Genomic DNA, 17,376 nt, shown 5'->3' on the forward strand with positions numbered 1-17,376 from the left:
TCGGGTGGGTGGAGGTCGACGGGCTGCGTGAGGCGTACGACGCGGTGCTGGCCGAGGTCGATGCGGGCGGGTTCGGACCGCCACCGCCCGGCCGGTACAGCGCCGAGCAGATCGTGGCACACCTGGTAGCCAACGACGAGCTGATGTGTGCGGCCACCGAGGCGGTGCTCGCCGGGTCGCCGTACGCCTTCTATGACCTGGACGAGGTCCACCGGCCGGAGTTGGACGAGCTGACCGCCGAGTGCGGCGGTCTCGACGGGCTCGCCGCCCGGCTGCGTGCCACCAGCGACCGGCTGATCGCCCTGGTGGCCCGGCTCGGCGCGGCGGCGGACACTCCGGTGGAGACGCACCTGCGTGAGGGGTTCGAGCTCGTCGTCGACGAGCCGTTGCCGTGGGGCCGCACGATCGACCTGCACACCCGGGTGCACCTGCCCCGCCACCTGGCGGAACTGTGCGCCCTGCGCGGAGCCGCCTGACCGCGAGTCGAGCAGACGGCGAGCCGGCGGGGGTCAGCGCGACCCGGCCACGTCGGGAGTACGACGGAAGGTCCGGCGGTACACCGACGGGGCGACGCCGATGCGCAGGTGCAGTTGCTGGCGCAACGCGGCGGTGGTGCCGAACCCGGTACGCCGGGCGATCTGCTCGATGGTCAGGTCGGTGCTCTCCAGCAGCAGCCGGGCATGGTCGGTGCGCTCGTGCAGCAGCCACTGCGCCGGGCTGAGCCCGGTCTCGGCCCGGAACCGGCGGGTGAAGGTGCGTACGCTCATCCGCGCCTGCTCGGCCAGGTCGCGCAGGCTCACCGGCTCGTGCAGTCGCTGGCGGGCCCACTCGCGGGCGACAGCGGTGCTGGTGTCCGGGGCCTGCGGTACGGGGCGTTCGATGTACTGCGCCTGACCGCCGTCGCGCCACGGTGGTACGACGCAGCTGCGGGCGGCCCGGTTGGCCACCTCGCTGCCGTGGTCGATGCGGACCACGTGCAGGCACAGGTCGATGCCGGCGGCGACCCCGGCCGAGGTGAACATCCGGTCCTCCGCCACGAAGAGCACCTCGGGATCGAGATCCACCCGTGGGTACAGGCGTCGGAAGCGGTCGGCGTACGCCCAGTGGGTGGTGGCCCGCCGCCCGTCGAGCAGCCCGGCGGCGGCCAGCAGGAACGCGCCGGTGCAGATCGACATGACCCGGGCACCCCGGTGGTACGCGGCCCGCAGCGCCTCGGTCACCTCGGCGGGGATGACGTCGGGGTGGATCGTGGCGTCGCCGTGCACCCCCGGCACGATCACCGTCTCGGCCCACTCCAGTAGTTCCAACCCGTGGTCGGGCAGCACCCGGAACCCGGCGGTGCTGCGCACCGGTCGGCCGCCGGGGGTGCACATGTCGACGGTGTAGTGGTGGACGCCGTCGGCGTCGCGGGCGGCGCCGAACACCTGGGCGGGGATGCCGAGGTCCAGCCCGACCACCTGGTCGACGGCGAGGACGGCGATCCGGTGGGCAGCCATGGCCCGATTATTGCGCAAGGTGGCTCGCCGGCCACTCGTCCGGCCGCTCCGGGTTGCCGCAAACTCGCCTGGTGAATCGACCCATCCGCCTCCATCCGGCCTGGATCGTCGCGGCCGTCGCCTTCGTGGCGTTGGTCGGTGCCGCCGGTTTCCGGGCCACGCCGTCGGTGCTGCTGCACCCGCTGCACGCCGAGTTCCGCTGGCCGCTGGCCACCATCTCGGCCGCCGTCTCGGTGAACCTGCTCCTCTACGGGCTGACCGCGCCGTTCGCCGCGGCGCTGATGGACCGCTTCGGCATCCGTCGGGTGGTCGCCGCCGCGCTGGCCCTGGTCGCCGCCGGTAGCGGCCTGACCGTCTTCATGACCGCGAGCTGGCAACTCATCCTCTGCTGGGGAGTGCTGGTCGGGCTGGGCACCGGGTCGATGGCGCTGGCCTTCGTGGCCACCATCACCGGGCGCTGGTTCGTGCGTCGTCGGGGTCTGGTCACCGGTGTGCTCACCGCCGGTGGGGCGGCCGGCCAACTGATCTTCCTGCCGCTGCTGGCGGTGCTGGTGGACGCCTCCGGCTGGCGGGCGGCGTCACTGGTCGTCGCCGGTGCGGCGCTGCTGGTCGTACCGCTGGTGCTCTGGCTGCTGCGGGAACACCCGGCGGAACTCGGGATGCCGCCCTACGGTGCGACGGAGATCGAGCCGGTGGTCAAGCCGGCGGGTGGGGCCGCGACCCGCGCGGTGCGCGTACTGTTCCAGGCCGCGCGTACCCGGCCGTTCTGGCTGCTCGCCGCCGGGATGGCGATCTGCGGTGCGACCACCACCGGCCTGGTCGGTACGCACTTCATCCCGGCCGCGCACGACCACGGGATGCCGCAGACCACCGCCGCCGGGCTGTTGGCCCTGATCGGGATCTTCGACATGGTCGGTACCGTCGCCTCGGGTTGGCTCACCGACCGCTTCGACCCTCGCCTGCTGCTGGTGGCGTACTACGCGTTGCGTGGCGGGTCGCTGCTGGTGCTGCCGGGTCTCTTCGCGGCGACCGCCGAGCCGAGCATGCTGGTCTTCATCATCTTCTACGGCCTGGACTGGGTCGCCACGGTGCCGCCCACGGTCGCGTTGTGTCGGGAGTACTTCGGCGCGTCCGGCGCAGTCGTCTTCGGCTGGGTGTTCGCGTCGCACCAGTTCGGCGCGGCGGTCGCCGCCACCGCCGCAGGCCTGGTCCGTGACCAGCTCGGCGAGTACACGCTGGCCTGGTATCTCGCCGGGGCGCTGTCGGTCAGCGCGGCCGTGCTGTCGGCGATGTTGCTGCGCCGCCGGGGCACCACCTTCACCGAGCCGGTCGTGGTCGCCGCCGCCCCGAAGGCGTGGAGCTACCGTGACTGAGAGGCTACTGAAGCGTCCAGCGCTGGGCCGGGTTGCCGTCGCAGGGTGCCTGGACGATGTCGGTGCCGGCCGTGGCGGCGCCGTCGCGGGCCTGGGCGCACTTGCCGCTGTGCACGGCCACCACCACGGCCGCGCCGCCGTCGACCGGTTGCAGCCGCCACTGCTGGTTGGCCTCGCCGTGGCAGCGGTACTGGAGCATCCGGGCCCCGTCGTCGCCGCTGCCGCCCTCGACGTCGAGACACTGGTTGTGGGCGGCGTTGGTGAGCGTCACCGCCTCCGCGCCGAACGCGGCCACCACCCACTGCTGCTCCGGCCCGCCGCTGCACTCGGCCAGCTTGGCGGCGGCCCGTTCGCCGTCACCGTCGAGGCCGAGACAGAGGCCGGAGCCGACCCCACGGAACACCTTCGGCCCGAGCGTCGGGTCCGGAGTCTGACTGGGGCTCGGCGTGGGGGAGGGCTCGGTCGGCGTGGCCTCCGGCTCGCTCTCCGTCGGGCTGGGCGGCGCCGCCCCGCTCGGGCTGGGCGCGGCGACCGGGGGCGCGGGCTCCGGATTCCCGCCACCGAGCACGCCGGTGGCGAAGAGCACCCCCAGCAGTACGCCCACCAGCCCGATCGCCAGCGCGGTGACCAGGAGCGGGTCGCGGAGCAGTCCGGCGGGGCTACGGGTGCCGTAGACGGTGCCCGGACCATCGGTTTCCGACATGCCGGCATCCTGTCCCACGAGTGGTGGCGCCGGCCAGCCGCCCCCCGGCTTGCATGCGAAACGCCTCCGATGGACATCCCGTCGAGGCCACTCATCGCGCGTAAAGTGATCCCATGCACGCCTTGCGTGATCATGACCAGGCGGTGGCCGCGCTGCGACGGTCGTACGCGGCGGTGCCACCCGGCCAGCCGGTGCGGTTGGCCAAGCGCACCTCCAACCTGTTCCGTCCGCGCAGCGCCCCCACCTCCGGCCTGGACGTCAGCGGCCTCGACGGAGTGCTGAGCGTCGACCCGGTCGCCCGCACCGCCGATGTGCAGGGCATGTGCACCTACGAGCGGCTGGTCGAGGCGACCCTGCGGCACGACCTGATGCCGCTGGTGGTGCCGCAACTGCGCACCATCACCCTCGGCGGGGCGGTCACCGGGCTGGGTATCGAGTCGACCTCGTTCCGCAACGGTCTGCCACACGAGTCGGTGATCGAGATGGACGTGCTGACCGGTGCCGGTGAGGTGGTCGCCGCCCGCCCCGACGGTCCACACGCCGACCTTTACGCGGCCTTCCCCAACTCGCTGGGCAGCCTCGGGTACGCCACCCGGCTGCGGATCGAGCTGCAACCGGTCCGCCGCTACGTGGCACTGCGCAACCTGCGGTTCACCGACCTGACCGCGCTGACCGAGGCGATCGGCGAGATCAGCGCGACCCGCCGGTGGGCCGGGGAGAACGTCGACGCGATGGACGGGGTGATGTTCTCCCCCGATGAGGCGTACCTCGTGCTGGGCAGCTTCACCGACGATGTGCCGGCGGTCTCCGACTACACCGGCCAGCAGATCTACTACCGCTCGCTGCGGCAGCGCCCGGACGACGCGTTGACCACCCACGACTACCTGTGGCGCTGGGACACCGACTGGTTCTGGTGCTCGGCGGCCTTCGGCGCGCAGCATCCGGTGGTACGGCGGCTGTGGCCGGCCCGGTGGCGACGCAGCGACGTCTACCACCGCATCGTGCGGCTGGAACACCGGCACCAGGTGGCCGCCCGGATCGACCGGTGGCGGGGCCAGCCGGCCCGGGAGCGGGTCGTGCAGGACGTGGAGATTCCGCTGGAGCGCACCGCCGAGTTCCTGCACTGGTTCGCCCGGGAGGTCGGGATGACGCCGGTGTGGCTGTGCCCGCTGCGGCTGCGTGAGCCGGCGGGCGCGGGATCGGCCCGGTCCTGGCCGCTATATCCGCTGCGGCCGGGTCAGGACTACGTCAACATCGGGTTCTGGGGGAGCGTGCCGATCGCCGAGGGCGCCGCCGACGGCGACGTCAACCGGAAGATCGAGGGCGCGGTGTCGGAGGCGGGCGGGCACAAGTCGCTCTACTCCGACGCGTACTACGACCGGGATTCGTTCGACCGGCTCTACGGCGGCGAGACGTGGCGTGCCGTGCGGGACCGGTACGACCCGGAGCACCGGCTGACCGGACTGTACGAGAAGGCGGTAGCACGAGCATGACCGAGCGGAGCGGAGTACGGGATGAGCCTCACTGACCGAAACCAGGGAGCGGCAGGTGCTCCCGCCACGCCGCCCTCCGGGGGTCGGCGGCGTGGGGCGACCGTGGCGGACATCGTCCGGGCGGTGACCTCTGCGCCCCTGCCGGTACGCGTCACCGCGTACGACGGCAGTTCCATCGGCCCGGCCGACGCCGGGATCACCCTGTCGATCCGCTCCGAGCGAGGGCTGTCCTACCTGCTCACCGCGCCCGGCGACCTGGGCATGGCGCGTGCCTACGTCAGCGGTGACCTGGCCCTGGAGGGTGTGCACCCGGGTGACCCGTACGAGGCGTTGCGGGTGCTCACTGGGCTGCGGGTACGGCCACCGGCGCTGGCCGAGGGGCTGGCCCTGGTGCGTGAGCTGGGCTGGGAACGGCTGCTGCCGCCCCCGGCCCCGCCGCAGGAGGCGCGGCCCCGCTGGAAGCGCCTCCTGGACGGGGTGCGGCACTCGCGGACCCGCGACAGCAGCGCCATCTCGCACCACTACGACGTGTCGAACGCCTTCTACGAGAAGGTGCTCGGCCCGTCGATGACGTACACCTGCGCGGTATACCGCAGCCCGGACGACACGCTGGAGCAGGCGCAGGCGAACAAGTACGAACTGGTCGCCGGCAAGCTCGCGCTGCGGCCGGGGATGCGGCTGTTGGACGTGGGCTGCGGCTGGGGCGGCATGGTCCGGCACGCGGCGCGGGAGTACGGCGTCAAGGCGCTCGGCGTCACGCTGTCCCGGGCGCAGGCGCAGTGGGCCCAGGCGGCGATCGAGCGGGAGGGGCTGTCCGAACTCGCCGAGGTACGGCACCTGGACTACCGCGACGCGCCGCGCGAGCAGTTCGACGCGGTCTCCTCGATCGGCCTGACCGAGCACATCGGGGTCCGCAACTATCCGGCCTACTTCGGCTTCCTGCGCGACCGGCTGCGCCCGGGAGGGCGGCTGGTCAACCACTGCATCACCAGGGCGGACAACCGGGCGCCGCACCGCTCCGGGGCCTTCATCGACCGGTACGTCTTCCCGGACGGCGAACTGGCCGGCCCGGGTCGGGTGATCAGCGAGATCCACGACGTCGGGCTGGAGGTGCACCACGAGGAGAACCTGCGTCAGCACTACGCGTTGACGCTGGCCGCGTGGTGCCGCAACCTCGTGCGGCACTGGGACGCCTGCGTCGCCGAGGTGGGCGTGGGCACGGCCCGGGTGTGGGGGCTCTACATGGCCGGTTCGCGGCTGGCCTTCGAGCGCAACGGCATCCAGTTGCACCAGGTGGTGGCGACGCGCAACGGCCCGGACGGGGTGAACGGTTACCCGCTGCGCCCGGACTGGCTGCCCTGACCGGGCGTCGCCGGGTTCGCGCGATACCGCGCCGGGTCGGCCGGCGCGGCTATCGTGGCCTGTCGTGACGGACATCGAGCAGCGACTGACCGCGATCCGGGGTGACACGCCTCCGAAACGACACAACGCCCGCACCATCGCGGCGTTGACCGGCAACCCGGGCTGCACCCGTCGAGCGGTCCTCGACGGCGCCGGGGTGGACAAGTCGGCGCTGGCCGCGCGGGTCGGCTTTCCCGCCCGGTTCGGGCAGTCCCGCTTCGCCATCACCCGGGGCAACGCCTTCGAGGCGCAGGTGAAGGCCGACGGCGGCGTCGAGCTGCTGCGACTGGTCGCCGAGCGGCTGGGCGTACCGGTGCCGTCGACGGCCAGTTGGACCGACCTCGGCGACGGCGACGACCCGGCCGAGCGGGCCCGACGCTCGGCGACACTGCTCACCGACGAGCTGTCCGCCGACGACACCGCCGAGCCGGCGGCGTTGTTCGACCACCCGATGCTCGCGCTGGCGGTCGCCGGGCAGCGGGTGCACCTGGAACCGGACCTGGTGGCCGCCCGGCTCGGCGGCCGGTTCCACGTCGTCGAGATCAAGTCGTTTCCGGTGATCGACGGCCAGGCCGACCCGGCGAAGTTGGCCGCCGCGGCGGTGCAGTCCGCCGTCTACGTACTGGCCCTGCGGGAGCTGCTCACCGCCCGGGGACACGATCCGGAGCTGGTGTCACACGAGGTGGTGCTGGTCTGCCCCCGGGACTTCAGCAACGAGCCGGTCGCGCATCTGCTCGACGTACGCCGGCAACTGCTGGTGGTGCGCCGACAACTGGAGCGGATGGACCGGCTCGACGACCTGCTGGCCGCCGTACCGGCCGACTTCACCGCCGATCCCGCCGCCGACCCGGCGGAGCTGGCCGGTTCGCTGACCCGGGTGCCAGCCCGGTACGCCCCCGACTGCCTGGCCAACTGCGAGTTGGCGTACTTCTGCCGGGACGAGGCGCGGGGACAGTCCGAGGCACTCGGCCGCCCGGTCCGCGAGGCGCTCGGCGGGATCGCCGACATCGACGAGGTGCTGGCGATCGCGGCTGGGGAGCCCGTCACCGATCCGGAGTTGGCGGAGGCCGCCACCCTGCTGCGGACGGCGGCTCGGCTACGCGCCGAAGCCCTCGCCACCGCATGACAACGCAGTTCATCAGGCACAGTGGGGCGGCATGAGCACCTTGCGGGCATTGGCGGCGGCACAGGCAGTGGCTTCGGGCGTGGCCCAGCCGGTGGCCACCGTCCGGCATCTGCACCTGTCGCGGCGGCCGTTGGTGCTGGTGCCGCTGACGATGGCCGGGGAGGCCAACGCCCCGCTCGCCGTGCTGGTCGGCTCGACACCCGGCGAGGCACGGCTGTTGATCGTGCCGCAGCCGCGTAACCGGGACCAACGGTTCGCGTTCGCCGCCGAGCTGGCCGAGATCGTCCTGCCGTACGTCGACGGGCACCGCACCGCGAACGAGGCGATCAGCGTGAACCGGGGCCGGGACGTGCGGTACCGGTATCTCGACGCCCCGCAGTTGCTGGTGCCGAATCCGGCGGGGGTGACCTTCCTGCGGCTGCTCGGTCGGTCCACCCGGTTCCGTCGGGTCGACGGTGAGTACCCGGTGCCGCCGCAGGTGCCGCTGCTGGGCCGTTGGCTGACCTTCTTCGCCGAACGAGCCGAGCATCCCGGCTCGTCGGCGCTGGTGGCGATGACGCAGGCGTTGACGCTGCACTGGGCGACCGGGCAGAGCGCGGTGGAGGATCTGCACCTGCCGGCGTTGCTGGGATGGATCGCCCCACTGGCCGGGCTGTCCGGCCCCGAGGCAGCGGCCCTGGCCGAGGACCCGTCGATCTGCCCGCCGGCCGGTCCGGCCACCGATCCCGAGTTCGACAACCGGTTGCTGGCGCCGGCCATCGCGGCGTACGCCGAGGCCGAGGGCGACGAGGCGGCGCGCGTCGAGGCGTACGCGGAGCTGGAGAGGCTGCTGCGGAGCCAGCTGACGCCCACCTGGGAGCTGATGTGGCGCGGCGTGGGGTTGCTGCGTGCCCTGCCGCCCGGTGCCCGGGTCGCGACGCGGTGGGACGGTGACCGGGACGCTTTCACCGCCCACGTGGAGCACCTGGACGAGGACGGGCCTCCGCAGCCGCGCCGCGACGGCGCGGTGGCCGCGGCGGCCCGGCTGCACCGCCTGGAGCGGGCGGCGGCGGCCTACGCGGTGCAGCGCGCCTACGACGACCCGCTGGTGATGGCGGAGTATCGGCTGACCGGGGAGGCGTTCGTCGGCGAGGTGCTGCTGGCCGACCCGACCCGGATCGACGACAGCGGTCGGCGGCCGGTGCTGCGCCCGCGCATCCAGTTGATGACCACCGAGTCGGTGCTGCTGCCGGTCGGCGCGACCCTGTCCAGCCCGACCCGTCCCGGGCAGAAGGCACGCCTGGTGTCCGTCACCCCGGCGGCCGACGGCAAGACCGAGGTGGTGCTGGAACTGTCCGGTGGGATGGGACGCGGCCTGACGGCCAGTCCGGGCAGCGTGCCGGAGGTGGGGGAGCGGATCTGCTACACCGTGCTCAGCGACGCGTACGTGCCGGGCGCGGCGTTTCCGGCAGTCGAGGAGACCCCGTGGACCCACGGTGGTCCACCCGCGACCGGACTGGCGTCGCCCGACGAACAATGGGCGTGACCGTCGGCCGCGCTGCGGGCGGCACCGTGATTCCGTGACTCACCGTTACTGACCGTTCGCCACCCAACCTGCACCTGTCACCCCTTTGCTCTGCTTACCTATACGCACTGGTTGCTCTGCGTGATCCCGCTGGTTACGAAATCATCGGCGTCGCCCCAGCTGGCGGCGGGGTTGCGTGCAGTGAAGCAGAGCAAAGCGTGGAGTCGGCGGAGATGGTGGGGCCAGGAACGTCGCTGTGAGTTATGAAACCGGGCCGTCACTAACGGTCACGGTGGGCTCGGCTCGGGGGTGAGGCGGCAACCGGCGGAGGTAACGGAGACACCGGGAGCGCCGCTGTCTACACAGTAGACGGTTGGAACGGTGGACTCGGATGGCGGTGGATCTGGCGGCGCGGCTGCGGGCGTGGCTAGGCTTTCGGGGTTTGCCAGTGCCAGCTCCTCACCGTCGAGGGTACGCACGAGAAGAGGCCGGAGCGATCGCTGTGTCGCGGAGGGACGTCGAGCAGGTAGCCGCGCGCTTGCCCGGACAGGGCCGGGTCGGCCGTGCGGGGCTGATCGTCGCCGGTGCCGCCGTCACGGCCGAGGCGATCTGGCTGGTGTCGGGCCTGCCCAACGGCGCGTTGGTCAGTGATCTCGGTGCGCTCACGGTGGCGGGCGTGGCCGCAGCGGCCTGTGTCGGTGCGGCCCGTCGGCATCCGGCGACGTTGCGTCGATTCTGGCTCCTGCTGGCCGCCACCATGGCGTTCTCGTTCGCCGGCCGGGCACTGTGGACGTCGCAGCGACTGCTCGGGGAGAGTCTGCCGCACACCCTGCCCGTCGGGTTGATCTTCGCAGCCAGCCTGCTGACCGGCACCGCTGCGCTGTTCTGCTCGACCACCGCGCCGCACACCACCGTGGGTCGGGTCCGGGCCCTGCTCGACGGGTTGATCGTCGGGCTGGCGCTGGTCCCGATCGGTTGGCTGCTGGTCTTCCGCAACGTCGACCTGGCCGACCTCGACGAGCCGTTGCGCAGCGCCGGCCTGCTCTACCCGATGTTCGACCTGATGCAGCTGACCATCCTGATCGCGGTGGTCGGCCCGCGTCGGCCGGTCTGGCAGCCGATGACCGTGCTCGGCGTGAGCTTGACGGTACGGGCGGTGGCGGACGCGATCTACGTGTCGCTGGTGGCCGCCGGCACCTACCAGACCGGCACCCCGATCGACGTGTTCTGGCCACTGAGCTACCTGCTGATCGTGGTGGCGGCCCGGATGGCCCCACCACGGGACCACGTCCCCGACGAGGAGGCCGGGGAGTTGCCGTTGCCGCCGTGGCGGCGGGTGGTGCTGCCCTACCTGCCGGTGGGTGGCGCGATCGTGGCGACGATGTTCGCCCGCGACGCCGACGGCCACACCCCGCTGCCGATCTTCCTGGCGATGATGGCGTTGTTGGCGGCGCTGGCTCTGCGGCAGGGGCTGGCGGCCAACGAGAACCGGCGTCTCGTGGTGCAACTGCGCCGGCTGGCCTACGTCGACCAGCTCACCGGGCTGCCGAACCGGCTGGCCTTCATCCGTCGGCTGCGGGGCGCGTTGCGCGGCACCGACCGGGTCGCGGTGCTGCTGCTGGACCTGGACGGGTTCAAGCAGGTCAACGATCGGTTCGGGCACACCACAGGCGACACACTGCTGTCCGGCCTGTCCCGGCGGATGCGCCGGGCGGTCGGCGACGACGGCATGATCGCTCGCGTCGGTGGTGACGAGTTCGCCGTGCTGGTCACCGACGGGCGGCCGTTGACGCCGGAACGACTGGCCGAGCGGTTGCTGGCGGCGCTGCAACCCTCTCCCGGAGAGGAACTGGTCGGGGTGCACCCCTCGGCCAGCATCGGCATCGCCGAGTACGGCCCGCAGCACATCTCCCACACCGATCTGCTGCGCGACGCCGACATCGCCATGTACGCGGCGAAGGCGGCCGGCAAGTCCGCGTACCGGCGGTGCACCCAGGGGCTGCGGGAGTCGGCGGTGAGCCGGGCCGAGCTGATCGCCGACCTGCGGCGGGCCGTGGACGAGGAGCAACTGCACCTGGAGTTCCAGCCGATCGTGGACCTGGCCACCGGGGAGGTACGCAGCGCGGAGGCGCTGGTGCGGTGGCGTCATCCCCGGCTGGGCATGCTCAGCCCGGCCCGGTTCCTGCCGCTGGCCGAGGAGACCGGACTGATCATCGCGATCGACCGGTGGGTCATCCACGAGGCGTGCCGGGCGGCGGCCACCTGGCAGGACCAGGTGCCGGCGGCGACGGTGGCGGTGAACATCGCCGCGTCGCATCTGCGCCGACCCGACCTGATCGCCACCGTCACCGAGGCCACGGCGGGTGCCGGGCTGGCACCACGGGCACTGACCCTGGAACTGACCGAGTCGGCGCTGATCGAGGGCAGCGACGCGGTGCTGGACCGGCTGCGGCAGCTGCGGGAGCTGGGCATCCGGATCGCCATCGACGACTTCGGCACCGGGTACTCCTCGCTGAGTTACCTGCACCGGATCCCGGCGACCGAGTTGAAGATCGACCGCTCGTTCGTGGCCCGGATTCCCGAGGACGCGCGGGCGTACGCCACGGTGGAGATGGTGGCCCGGTTGGCCGACGCGTTCGACCTGGCCGTGGTGGCCGAGGGGGTGGAGACGCAGCGGCAGCACGACGCGGTGGCGGCGATCGGCTGCGTGCAGGGGCAGGGCTACCGCTACGGTCGCCCGACGGCGTTGGCCGAGCTGCGCACCGTCCTGGCAGGAACCGACCCGCCGGAGGTGACCGGCGTCGCAGAATCGGGCTTGACCCTCACGTAACGGCAGGCGGGACCGTGGTTCCGGAAGGGGGGGAACCATGGCTCACACGGTTGGCCAGGTGGCGAAGCTCGCCGGCGTGACGGTCCGGACGCTGCACCACTACGACGAGATCGGTCTGCTGACGCCCAGCGGGCGGAGCGGCTCGGGATATCGCCGCTACTCCGAGGCGGACCTGGAGCGGTTGCAGCTGATCCGGTACTACCGCGAGCTGGGGTTCCCGTTGGACGAGATCGCCGTGATCCTCGACGACCCGGTGAGTGGCCCAGGAACGCACCTGCGCCGCCAGCACGAGCTGTTGACCACACGGATCAAGCGCCTTCAGGAGATGGTCGCGGCGATCGAACTCGCGATGGAGGCGAGCAGGATGGACATCCGACTGACCCCGCAGGAGCGGTTCGAGGTCTTCGGTGGCTTCGACCCGGACGCGTACGCCGAGGAGGCGGAACAGCGCTGGGGTGGCAGCGAGGCGTACCAGGAGTCGAACCGGCGGACGTCGGGCTACCGCAAGGAAGACTGGCAGCGGTTCAAGGCGGAGACCGAGGACTGGGGGCGGCGGATCGTCGCGTTGCTGGCCTCGGGCGCGCCGGCCGACGGGCCGGAGGCCATGGAATTGGCCGAGGAGCACCGGCAGCAGATCAGCCGGTGGTTCTACGAGTGCTCGTACGAGATCCACACCGGGCTGGCCGACATGTACCTGGCCGACGAGCGGTTCACCGCGCACTACGAGGCGATGGCTCCCGGCCTGACGGAGTTCGTGGCCGAGGCGATCCACGCGAACGCGATCACCCGTGCCTGATCGGGCGTACGGCTCGGCGTCGCGGAACCACCGTATCGTCCGTATTGCTCCACCGATCGGGTAATTCGAGCACTTCTGGCCGTGTCCATGCCGGTGCCCGCACCCGTTAACACTGTGACACCCCATTAGGTGGCCTGCGGTTGGTGGCATGCGCGGCGAAGGAGTCGGCGTGGCAAGGACTGATTCGACGGGTTCGACATGGCGGTACCGGTGGGCGCGCCGGCAGAACGAGCGCCGGCTGCGGTTGTTCCGCAGCGCCGAGGGGGCTTGGCGGCGACGCGACGACGAACTGCGCCGTCTGCGTACGCTCGCCGAGCAGTGCCAGGGATCAGCCGCAGCCGGCGACGGCCTGCCCTTGGAACTGGCCCCCGACGAGGTCGTCCTCCGGGTGGCACCGGCCGCGCAACTGGTGGAGATGCGGCACGACGCCGTGCTTCCGGCACCCGCCCTGACCGTCGGCGTATCGACCGGTCGGCTGCGGCGACACCTGCCCGACGGGGTACGGGTCACCGACGCCGGCATGGCGGTGATCACCAACCGTCGGCTGGTGCTGCTCGGCGGGCGGGGTCGGCGCGACTGGGCGTACGGCAAGATGACCGGTCTGGCGCATGATCCGCATGCCTCGGTAACGCTGATCCAGGTGCTGGACCGGCGGCGGACCTCCGGAGTGTTGTTGCGCCCGGACGTGGCGGTCGAGTTCCGGTTCGTGCTCACCCTGGCCTTCGCCGACGCCATCGAGCAGCGTCAGGCGGTTGTCGACCAGCTCGACGAGTTGATCAGTGAGCACGCCCGGCTGCGCCCGTCCCGTCCCGGCATCGCCACCCCCGGGCAAGCCCGGCTGTCGGCACTCATCCCCGGCGGTCGACGCACCGCAGTGGTCGCCGCCGCGCTCGCCGTGATGGTGCCGGTGGCCCTGGCCAACTCTGGGTCATCCGATCCGACCGGCACCGAGCCGGCCGTGGCCGCCGCGGCCAGTGCCCCGGCGACACCCCGGGCCACCGGCTCCGCGACACCCCGCGCCACCGGCTCCGCGAAGCCGCGCAAGGCCAGCCCGAAGCCCGAGCGGCGCTGCGGTGCCCCGGAGAACCCGATGGGGTACGACTTCTGCGGCGGGAAACGGATCCGTGAGCCCGCCCGCGAGGTGTGCGACCACTTCGACTGCGTACCCGGATTCTGGGAGGGGCGCGGATACCTGGTGCAGTGTGAGAACGGCAAGGTCAGCCTGGCCGGGGGCAGCCCCCGGGCGTGCGGCCTGCACGGCGGCGTCCGCCGCACCGTCTGGGACTGACCAGGTCGGTCAGGGGGAGCCGGTGGGTGCCTCGGCGGCCAACCGCTCGGCGCGGCGCTGTCCCCACTCGCCCAGCGGACCCAGCGCCTCGTTGAGTGACCGGCCGTGCTCGGTCAGGGAGTACTCCACTTTCGGCGGGACCTCGCGGTAGACCTCGCGGTGGACCAGGCCGTCCTGCTCCATTTCCCGCAGGTGCTGGACGAGCATCTTCTCGCTGACCCCGGGCAGGCCCCGTTTCAGCTCACCGAACCGGCGGGTGCCGTAGTTGTCCAACTCCCACAGGATCAACGACTTCCACTTGCCGGACACCACGTCCATCGCGGCGTCGATCCCGCAGATGTACGGGCCGCGCCGGTCACCCGATGCCATGGATCCGCCTCCTTGGTAGCTGATCTCAATACTTACCTTCAGGTCAGTATCGAACTAAATAGTGGGTACTAGCCTCCTCGATCGTGGTCCCCAACCATGGTGATCGGCGCGCCCGTCAGATCACCGAACAAGGCAGGGGACCACCGGAATGACTGTCAGCACCACCTTCCTGGGACTGGGCGCGATGGGTAGCGCGCTCGCAGCAGCGGCGTTGGACGCGGGCCACCGGGTCGTCGCGTGGAACCGCACCGGTCACCGGGCGCAGAGCCTCGGCGCGAGTGGTGCCACCATCGCCGACAGTGCCGAGGAGGCGATCTCCGGTGCACGTACGGTCGTCGTCTGCCTCTTCGACGCCGCCTCCGTACGCGAGGTGCTCGAGCCCGTGGCGACCGGGCTGTCCGGTCGTACCGTGATCAACCTGACCACCACGACGCCGGACGAGTCCCGCGACCTCGCCCGCTGGGCCGAGGAGCGCGGCATCGACCTCCTCGACGGCGCGATCATGGCCGTCCCGGAGATGATCGGCGGCCCCGGTTCGACGATCTTCTACAGCGGCTCGGCAAGTGCCTTCACGAGCCACCGGCCCCTGCTCGACCTCTGGGCAGAGAGCAGCTACGTCGGGCCGGACCCGGGCATGGCGGCGCTCTACGACACGGCGATGCTCTCCGGCATGTACGCGATGTTCGCCGGCTTCCTGCACGGCGCGGCGATGGTCGGTTCAGCAGGGGTGTCGGCCGACGAGTTCGTCCGGCGGCAGGCCCCTTTCCTCGCCGCGATGACCGAGCAGTTGGCCGGCTTCGCCGCGACGATCGACGAGCAGGACTATCTCGGGCCGGGCCAGCAGAGCCTGCGGTTCACCGAGACGGCCCTCACCACGATCATGCAGGCCAGCACCGGGCAGGGCGTCCCCGACGAGGTTCTTCAGCCGGTGCACGATCTCGTCCGTCGGCAGATCGCCGCCGGTTTCGGCGAGCACGGCACCGCCCGCATCTTCGAGGAACTGAGGAGTGCCCGCTGAGCGGGTCCGGCCGGTCGTGGTCGGCCACGGTGACCAGGGGGCTGGACGGCCCCGTACGAGGTGAGCCGGGCCGGTCAGGGCAGTTCGGCGGCGTGGTCGGCCAGGCGGGACAGGGCAGGCACGGCGGCGCACAGCCGCTCCCGGTCGGCGGCGTCCAGATTGGCCAGGGCGGCGGCGAGCAGCTCGCGCCGGTGCTGGCCGTAGGCGGCGATGCGCTCGCGCGCCAGCTCGGTCAACTCCAGTCGGGCGGTACGCCGGTCGGCCGGATCCCGGTTCCGGTGCAGCAGGCCGGCATTGGTCAACTCGCCGACGAGGGTGCTGACCGTGTTCGCGGCGGTGCCCAGCCGCTCGGCGGCCTCCCGGACGCTGATCCCGGGCTGACGCTGCACCAGCCGCAGCACCTCGACCTGCGCGTCGGGCAGGGCGGCGCGTCCGGTCCGCTGGACGGCTCGACGGCGGAGTACCCGGTGTAGGTCGCTGAGGGCGGCACCGAGCTGGTCGAGCGTTTCGTCGGTCACAGTGCCGCCCTTCCACGCTGCAATAGCTCTGTAGGCAGAGCTATCGTAGCCGGACGCCCCCGGCAGCCCACCACGCCGTGGTGGCGCCGAACGCCGAGGGGACCACCGATGCCGCAGACCGACGCGCCCGTACGCCCGCCGGAACGCATCACCCCACCCACCGGCCGGGCCGCACTCGCCTTGCTGCTGCTGCTCGGCTGCCTCACCGCGATCGGCCCGCTGTCGCTGGACACCTACCTGCCGGCGTTCCCGGGGATGACCCGCGACCTGGCCGCCAGCCAGGCGCAGATCCAGCTCTCCCTGACCACCTGCCTGATCGGCATGGCCCTGGGCCAACTCGTCACCGGCCCGCTCAGCGACCGCTGGGGGCGGCGACGCCCGGTGCTGGTCGGCGTCGCCGCGTACGCCCTGTTGTCACTGGTCTGCGCGCTCGCGCCGTCAGCGGAGACGCTCGCGGCGGCCCGCTTCGCGCAGGGCTTCGCCGGTGGCATGGGTACGGTCGTCGCCCGCGCCGTCGTGCGTGACCTGTACTCCGGCCGAGCCGCCGCGAAGTACTTCTCCCGGCTGGTACTGATCTTCGGCATCGCGCCGATGGTCGCACCCGCGCTCGGCAGCGTGGTGCTCACCGTCGGCGACTGGCGCACCATCTTCATCGCCCTCGCGCTGGTCGGTGCCGTGCTCGCCGCCGCCGTCGCGGCACGGCTGCCGGAGACCCTGCCTGTTGCCCACCGCAACACCGGTGGCCTGGCCGCGACCGCCGCCGCCGGCCGCACCCTGCTCACCGACCGCGTCTACCTCGGGTACGCGCTGACCCAGGGCCTCGCGTTCGCCGGACTCTTCGCCTACCTCTCCGGCTCGTCGTTCGTCCTCCAGGACGTCTTCGGCCTCTCCGCCGGTACGTTCAGCGTCCTCTTCGGACTCAACGCCCTCTCGTTCGTCGCCGTCGGCCAGCTCAACGCCCGCCTGCTCGACCGTTACGATCCCCGGCCACTGCTGGTCAGCGGCCTCAGTCTCGGCCTGCTCGCCGCCTGCGGTGTGCTCGCCGGGGCACTGCTGAACAGTCTGCCGACCGTGGTCGTCGCGCTCTTCGTCTTCCTCGGCTCGCTCGGCCTGGTGATGCCCAACGGCACCGCCCTCGCCCTGGACCGGCACGCCTCCCACGCCGGCACCGCCGCCGCCATGCTCGGCGGCATCCAGGCCGTGGTAGCGGCCAGCGCCGCGCCACTGGTCGGGCTCGGCGGGGAGGGCAGCGCGCTTCCGATGGCCGTGGTGCTCAGCGGCGCTACGGCTGCCTCCCTGCTGATGCTGCTCACCCTCGCCCGGGCGCGCTGACTCGTCTTGTTCCGGCTTGTCGCAGTCGGGGCGGCCTCGCGCGAGGCGGGCGACCCGTTACCTTTTTGATCGTCCCCAGCCGGGGACGGCTCGGTCGCCCGGCTCGGTATGACTGACTGCCCCTGTCGT

At 72.0% G+C, this 17,376-nt stretch carries 15 protein-coding genes; 11 read left to right on the plus strand and 4 right to left on the minus strand.

Features of this window, described 5'->3' with window-relative positions:
- Window positions 1–8 precede the first annotated feature (8 nt).
- On the plus strand, window positions 9–476 hold the full coding sequence (locus tag ACLQ2S_RS19495; RefSeq protein ID WP_309222624.1) for a DinB family protein: 468 nt from the start codon (window positions 9–11) through the stop codon (window positions 474–476).
- A gap of 33 nt (window positions 477–509) precedes the next feature.
- Here the strand turns inward: ACLQ2S_RS19495 and ACLQ2S_RS19500 are convergent, their stop codons facing one another.
- Window positions 510–1,496 (minus strand): GlxA family transcriptional regulator, encoded by a 987-nt coding sequence (locus ACLQ2S_RS19500; RefSeq protein WP_425702258.1) that lies wholly within the window; start codon window positions 1,494–1,496, stop codon window positions 510–512.
- Between the two features lie 71 nt (window positions 1,497–1,567).
- Here ACLQ2S_RS19500 and ACLQ2S_RS19505 point away from each other — a divergent pair, with 71 nt between their 5' ends.
- Window positions 1,568–2,869 (plus strand): MFS transporter, encoded by a 1,302-nt coding sequence (locus tag ACLQ2S_RS19505; RefSeq protein WP_309222623.1) that lies wholly within the window; start codon window positions 1,568–1,570, stop codon window positions 2,867–2,869.
- Between the two features lie 4 nt (window positions 2,870–2,873).
- Here ACLQ2S_RS19505 and ACLQ2S_RS19510 read toward each other — a convergent pair whose 3' ends face one another.
- Entirely contained in the window at window positions 2,874–3,572 is a 699-nt protein-coding gene (locus ACLQ2S_RS19510; protein ID WP_425702259.1) for an RICIN domain-containing protein, read from the minus strand.
- 113 nt (window positions 3,573–3,685) lie between these two features.
- On the opposite strand from ACLQ2S_RS19510, the gene ACLQ2S_RS19515 reads away from it, so the two are divergent.
- The 7 genes from ACLQ2S_RS19515 to ACLQ2S_RS19545 all read left to right on the plus strand — a co-directional run bounded on the left by ACLQ2S_RS19515 (window position 3,686) and on the right by ACLQ2S_RS19545 (window position 14,010).
- A complete protein-coding gene (locus tag ACLQ2S_RS19515) occupies window positions 3,686–5,065 on the plus strand; it encodes an FAD-binding oxidoreductase (RefSeq protein ID WP_155215033.1) in 1,380 nt (459 codons plus the stop codon).
- Between the two features lie 21 nt (window positions 5,066–5,086).
- A complete protein-coding gene (locus tag ACLQ2S_RS19520; protein WP_155215032.1) occupies window positions 5,087–6,427 on the plus strand; it encodes a class I SAM-dependent methyltransferase in 1,341 nt (446 codons plus the stop codon).
- Between the two features lie 73 nt (window positions 6,428–6,500).
- Window positions 6,501–7,592, plus strand: coding sequence for a hypothetical protein (locus tag ACLQ2S_RS19525; RefSeq protein WP_309222764.1), 1,092 nt, complete (start codon window positions 6,501–6,503; stop codon window positions 7,590–7,592).
- A 31-nt stretch (window positions 7,593–7,623) separates the two neighbouring features.
- On the plus strand, window positions 7,624–9,117 hold the full coding sequence (locus ACLQ2S_RS19530; RefSeq protein WP_155215031.1) for a hypothetical protein: 1,494 nt from the start codon (window positions 7,624–7,626) through the stop codon (window positions 9,115–9,117).
- Between the two features lie 481 nt (window positions 9,118–9,598).
- Complete coding sequence (locus ACLQ2S_RS19535) at window positions 9,599–11,926, plus strand: putative bifunctional diguanylate cyclase/phosphodiesterase (protein WP_425702260.1); 2,328 nt, start codon at window positions 9,599–9,601, stop codon at window positions 11,924–11,926.
- 37 nt (window positions 11,927–11,963) lie between these two features.
- Entirely contained in the window at window positions 11,964–12,722 is a 759-nt protein-coding gene (locus tag ACLQ2S_RS19540; RefSeq protein WP_155215030.1) for a MerR family transcriptional regulator, read from the plus strand.
- A 169-nt stretch (window positions 12,723–12,891) separates the two neighbouring features.
- Window positions 12,892–14,010, plus strand: a complete 1,119-nt coding sequence (locus ACLQ2S_RS19545) for a hypothetical protein (RefSeq protein WP_425702261.1) — start codon at window positions 12,892–12,894, stop codon at window positions 14,008–14,010.
- A 9-nt stretch (window positions 14,011–14,019) separates the two neighbouring features.
- Here the strand turns inward: ACLQ2S_RS19545 and ACLQ2S_RS19550 are convergent, their stop codons facing one another.
- Window positions 14,020–14,379 (minus strand): winged helix-turn-helix transcriptional regulator, encoded by a 360-nt coding sequence (locus tag ACLQ2S_RS19550; RefSeq protein WP_155215028.1) that lies wholly within the window; start codon window positions 14,377–14,379, stop codon window positions 14,020–14,022.
- A gap of 148 nt (window positions 14,380–14,527) precedes the next feature.
- On the opposite strand from ACLQ2S_RS19550, the gene ACLQ2S_RS19555 reads away from it, so the two are divergent.
- Window positions 14,528–15,397 carry an NAD(P)-dependent oxidoreductase gene (locus ACLQ2S_RS19555; RefSeq protein WP_155215026.1) on the plus strand — a complete coding sequence of 290 codons (870 nt, stop codon included), beginning with the start codon at window positions 14,528–14,530 and terminating at the stop codon, window positions 15,395–15,397.
- Between the two features lie 74 nt (window positions 15,398–15,471).
- Here the strand turns inward: ACLQ2S_RS19555 and ACLQ2S_RS19560 are convergent, their stop codons facing one another.
- Window positions 15,472–15,915 carry a MarR family winged helix-turn-helix transcriptional regulator gene (locus ACLQ2S_RS19560; RefSeq protein ID WP_309222621.1) on the minus strand — a complete coding sequence of 148 codons (444 nt, stop codon included), beginning with the start codon at window positions 15,913–15,915 and terminating at the stop codon, window positions 15,472–15,474.
- A 108-nt stretch (window positions 15,916–16,023) separates the two neighbouring features.
- On the opposite strand from ACLQ2S_RS19560, the gene ACLQ2S_RS19565 reads away from it, so the two are divergent.
- Window positions 16,024–17,247 (plus strand): multidrug effflux MFS transporter, encoded by a 1,224-nt coding sequence (locus ACLQ2S_RS19565; protein ID WP_155215024.1) that lies wholly within the window; start codon window positions 16,024–16,026, stop codon window positions 17,245–17,247.
- Window positions 17,248–17,376: the final 129 nt, after the last annotated feature.

The sequence above is a fragment of the Micromonospora sp. DT48 genome (assembly GCF_049844495.1).
GTDB lineage: Bacteria > Actinomycetota > Actinomycetes > Mycobacteriales > Micromonosporaceae > Micromonospora.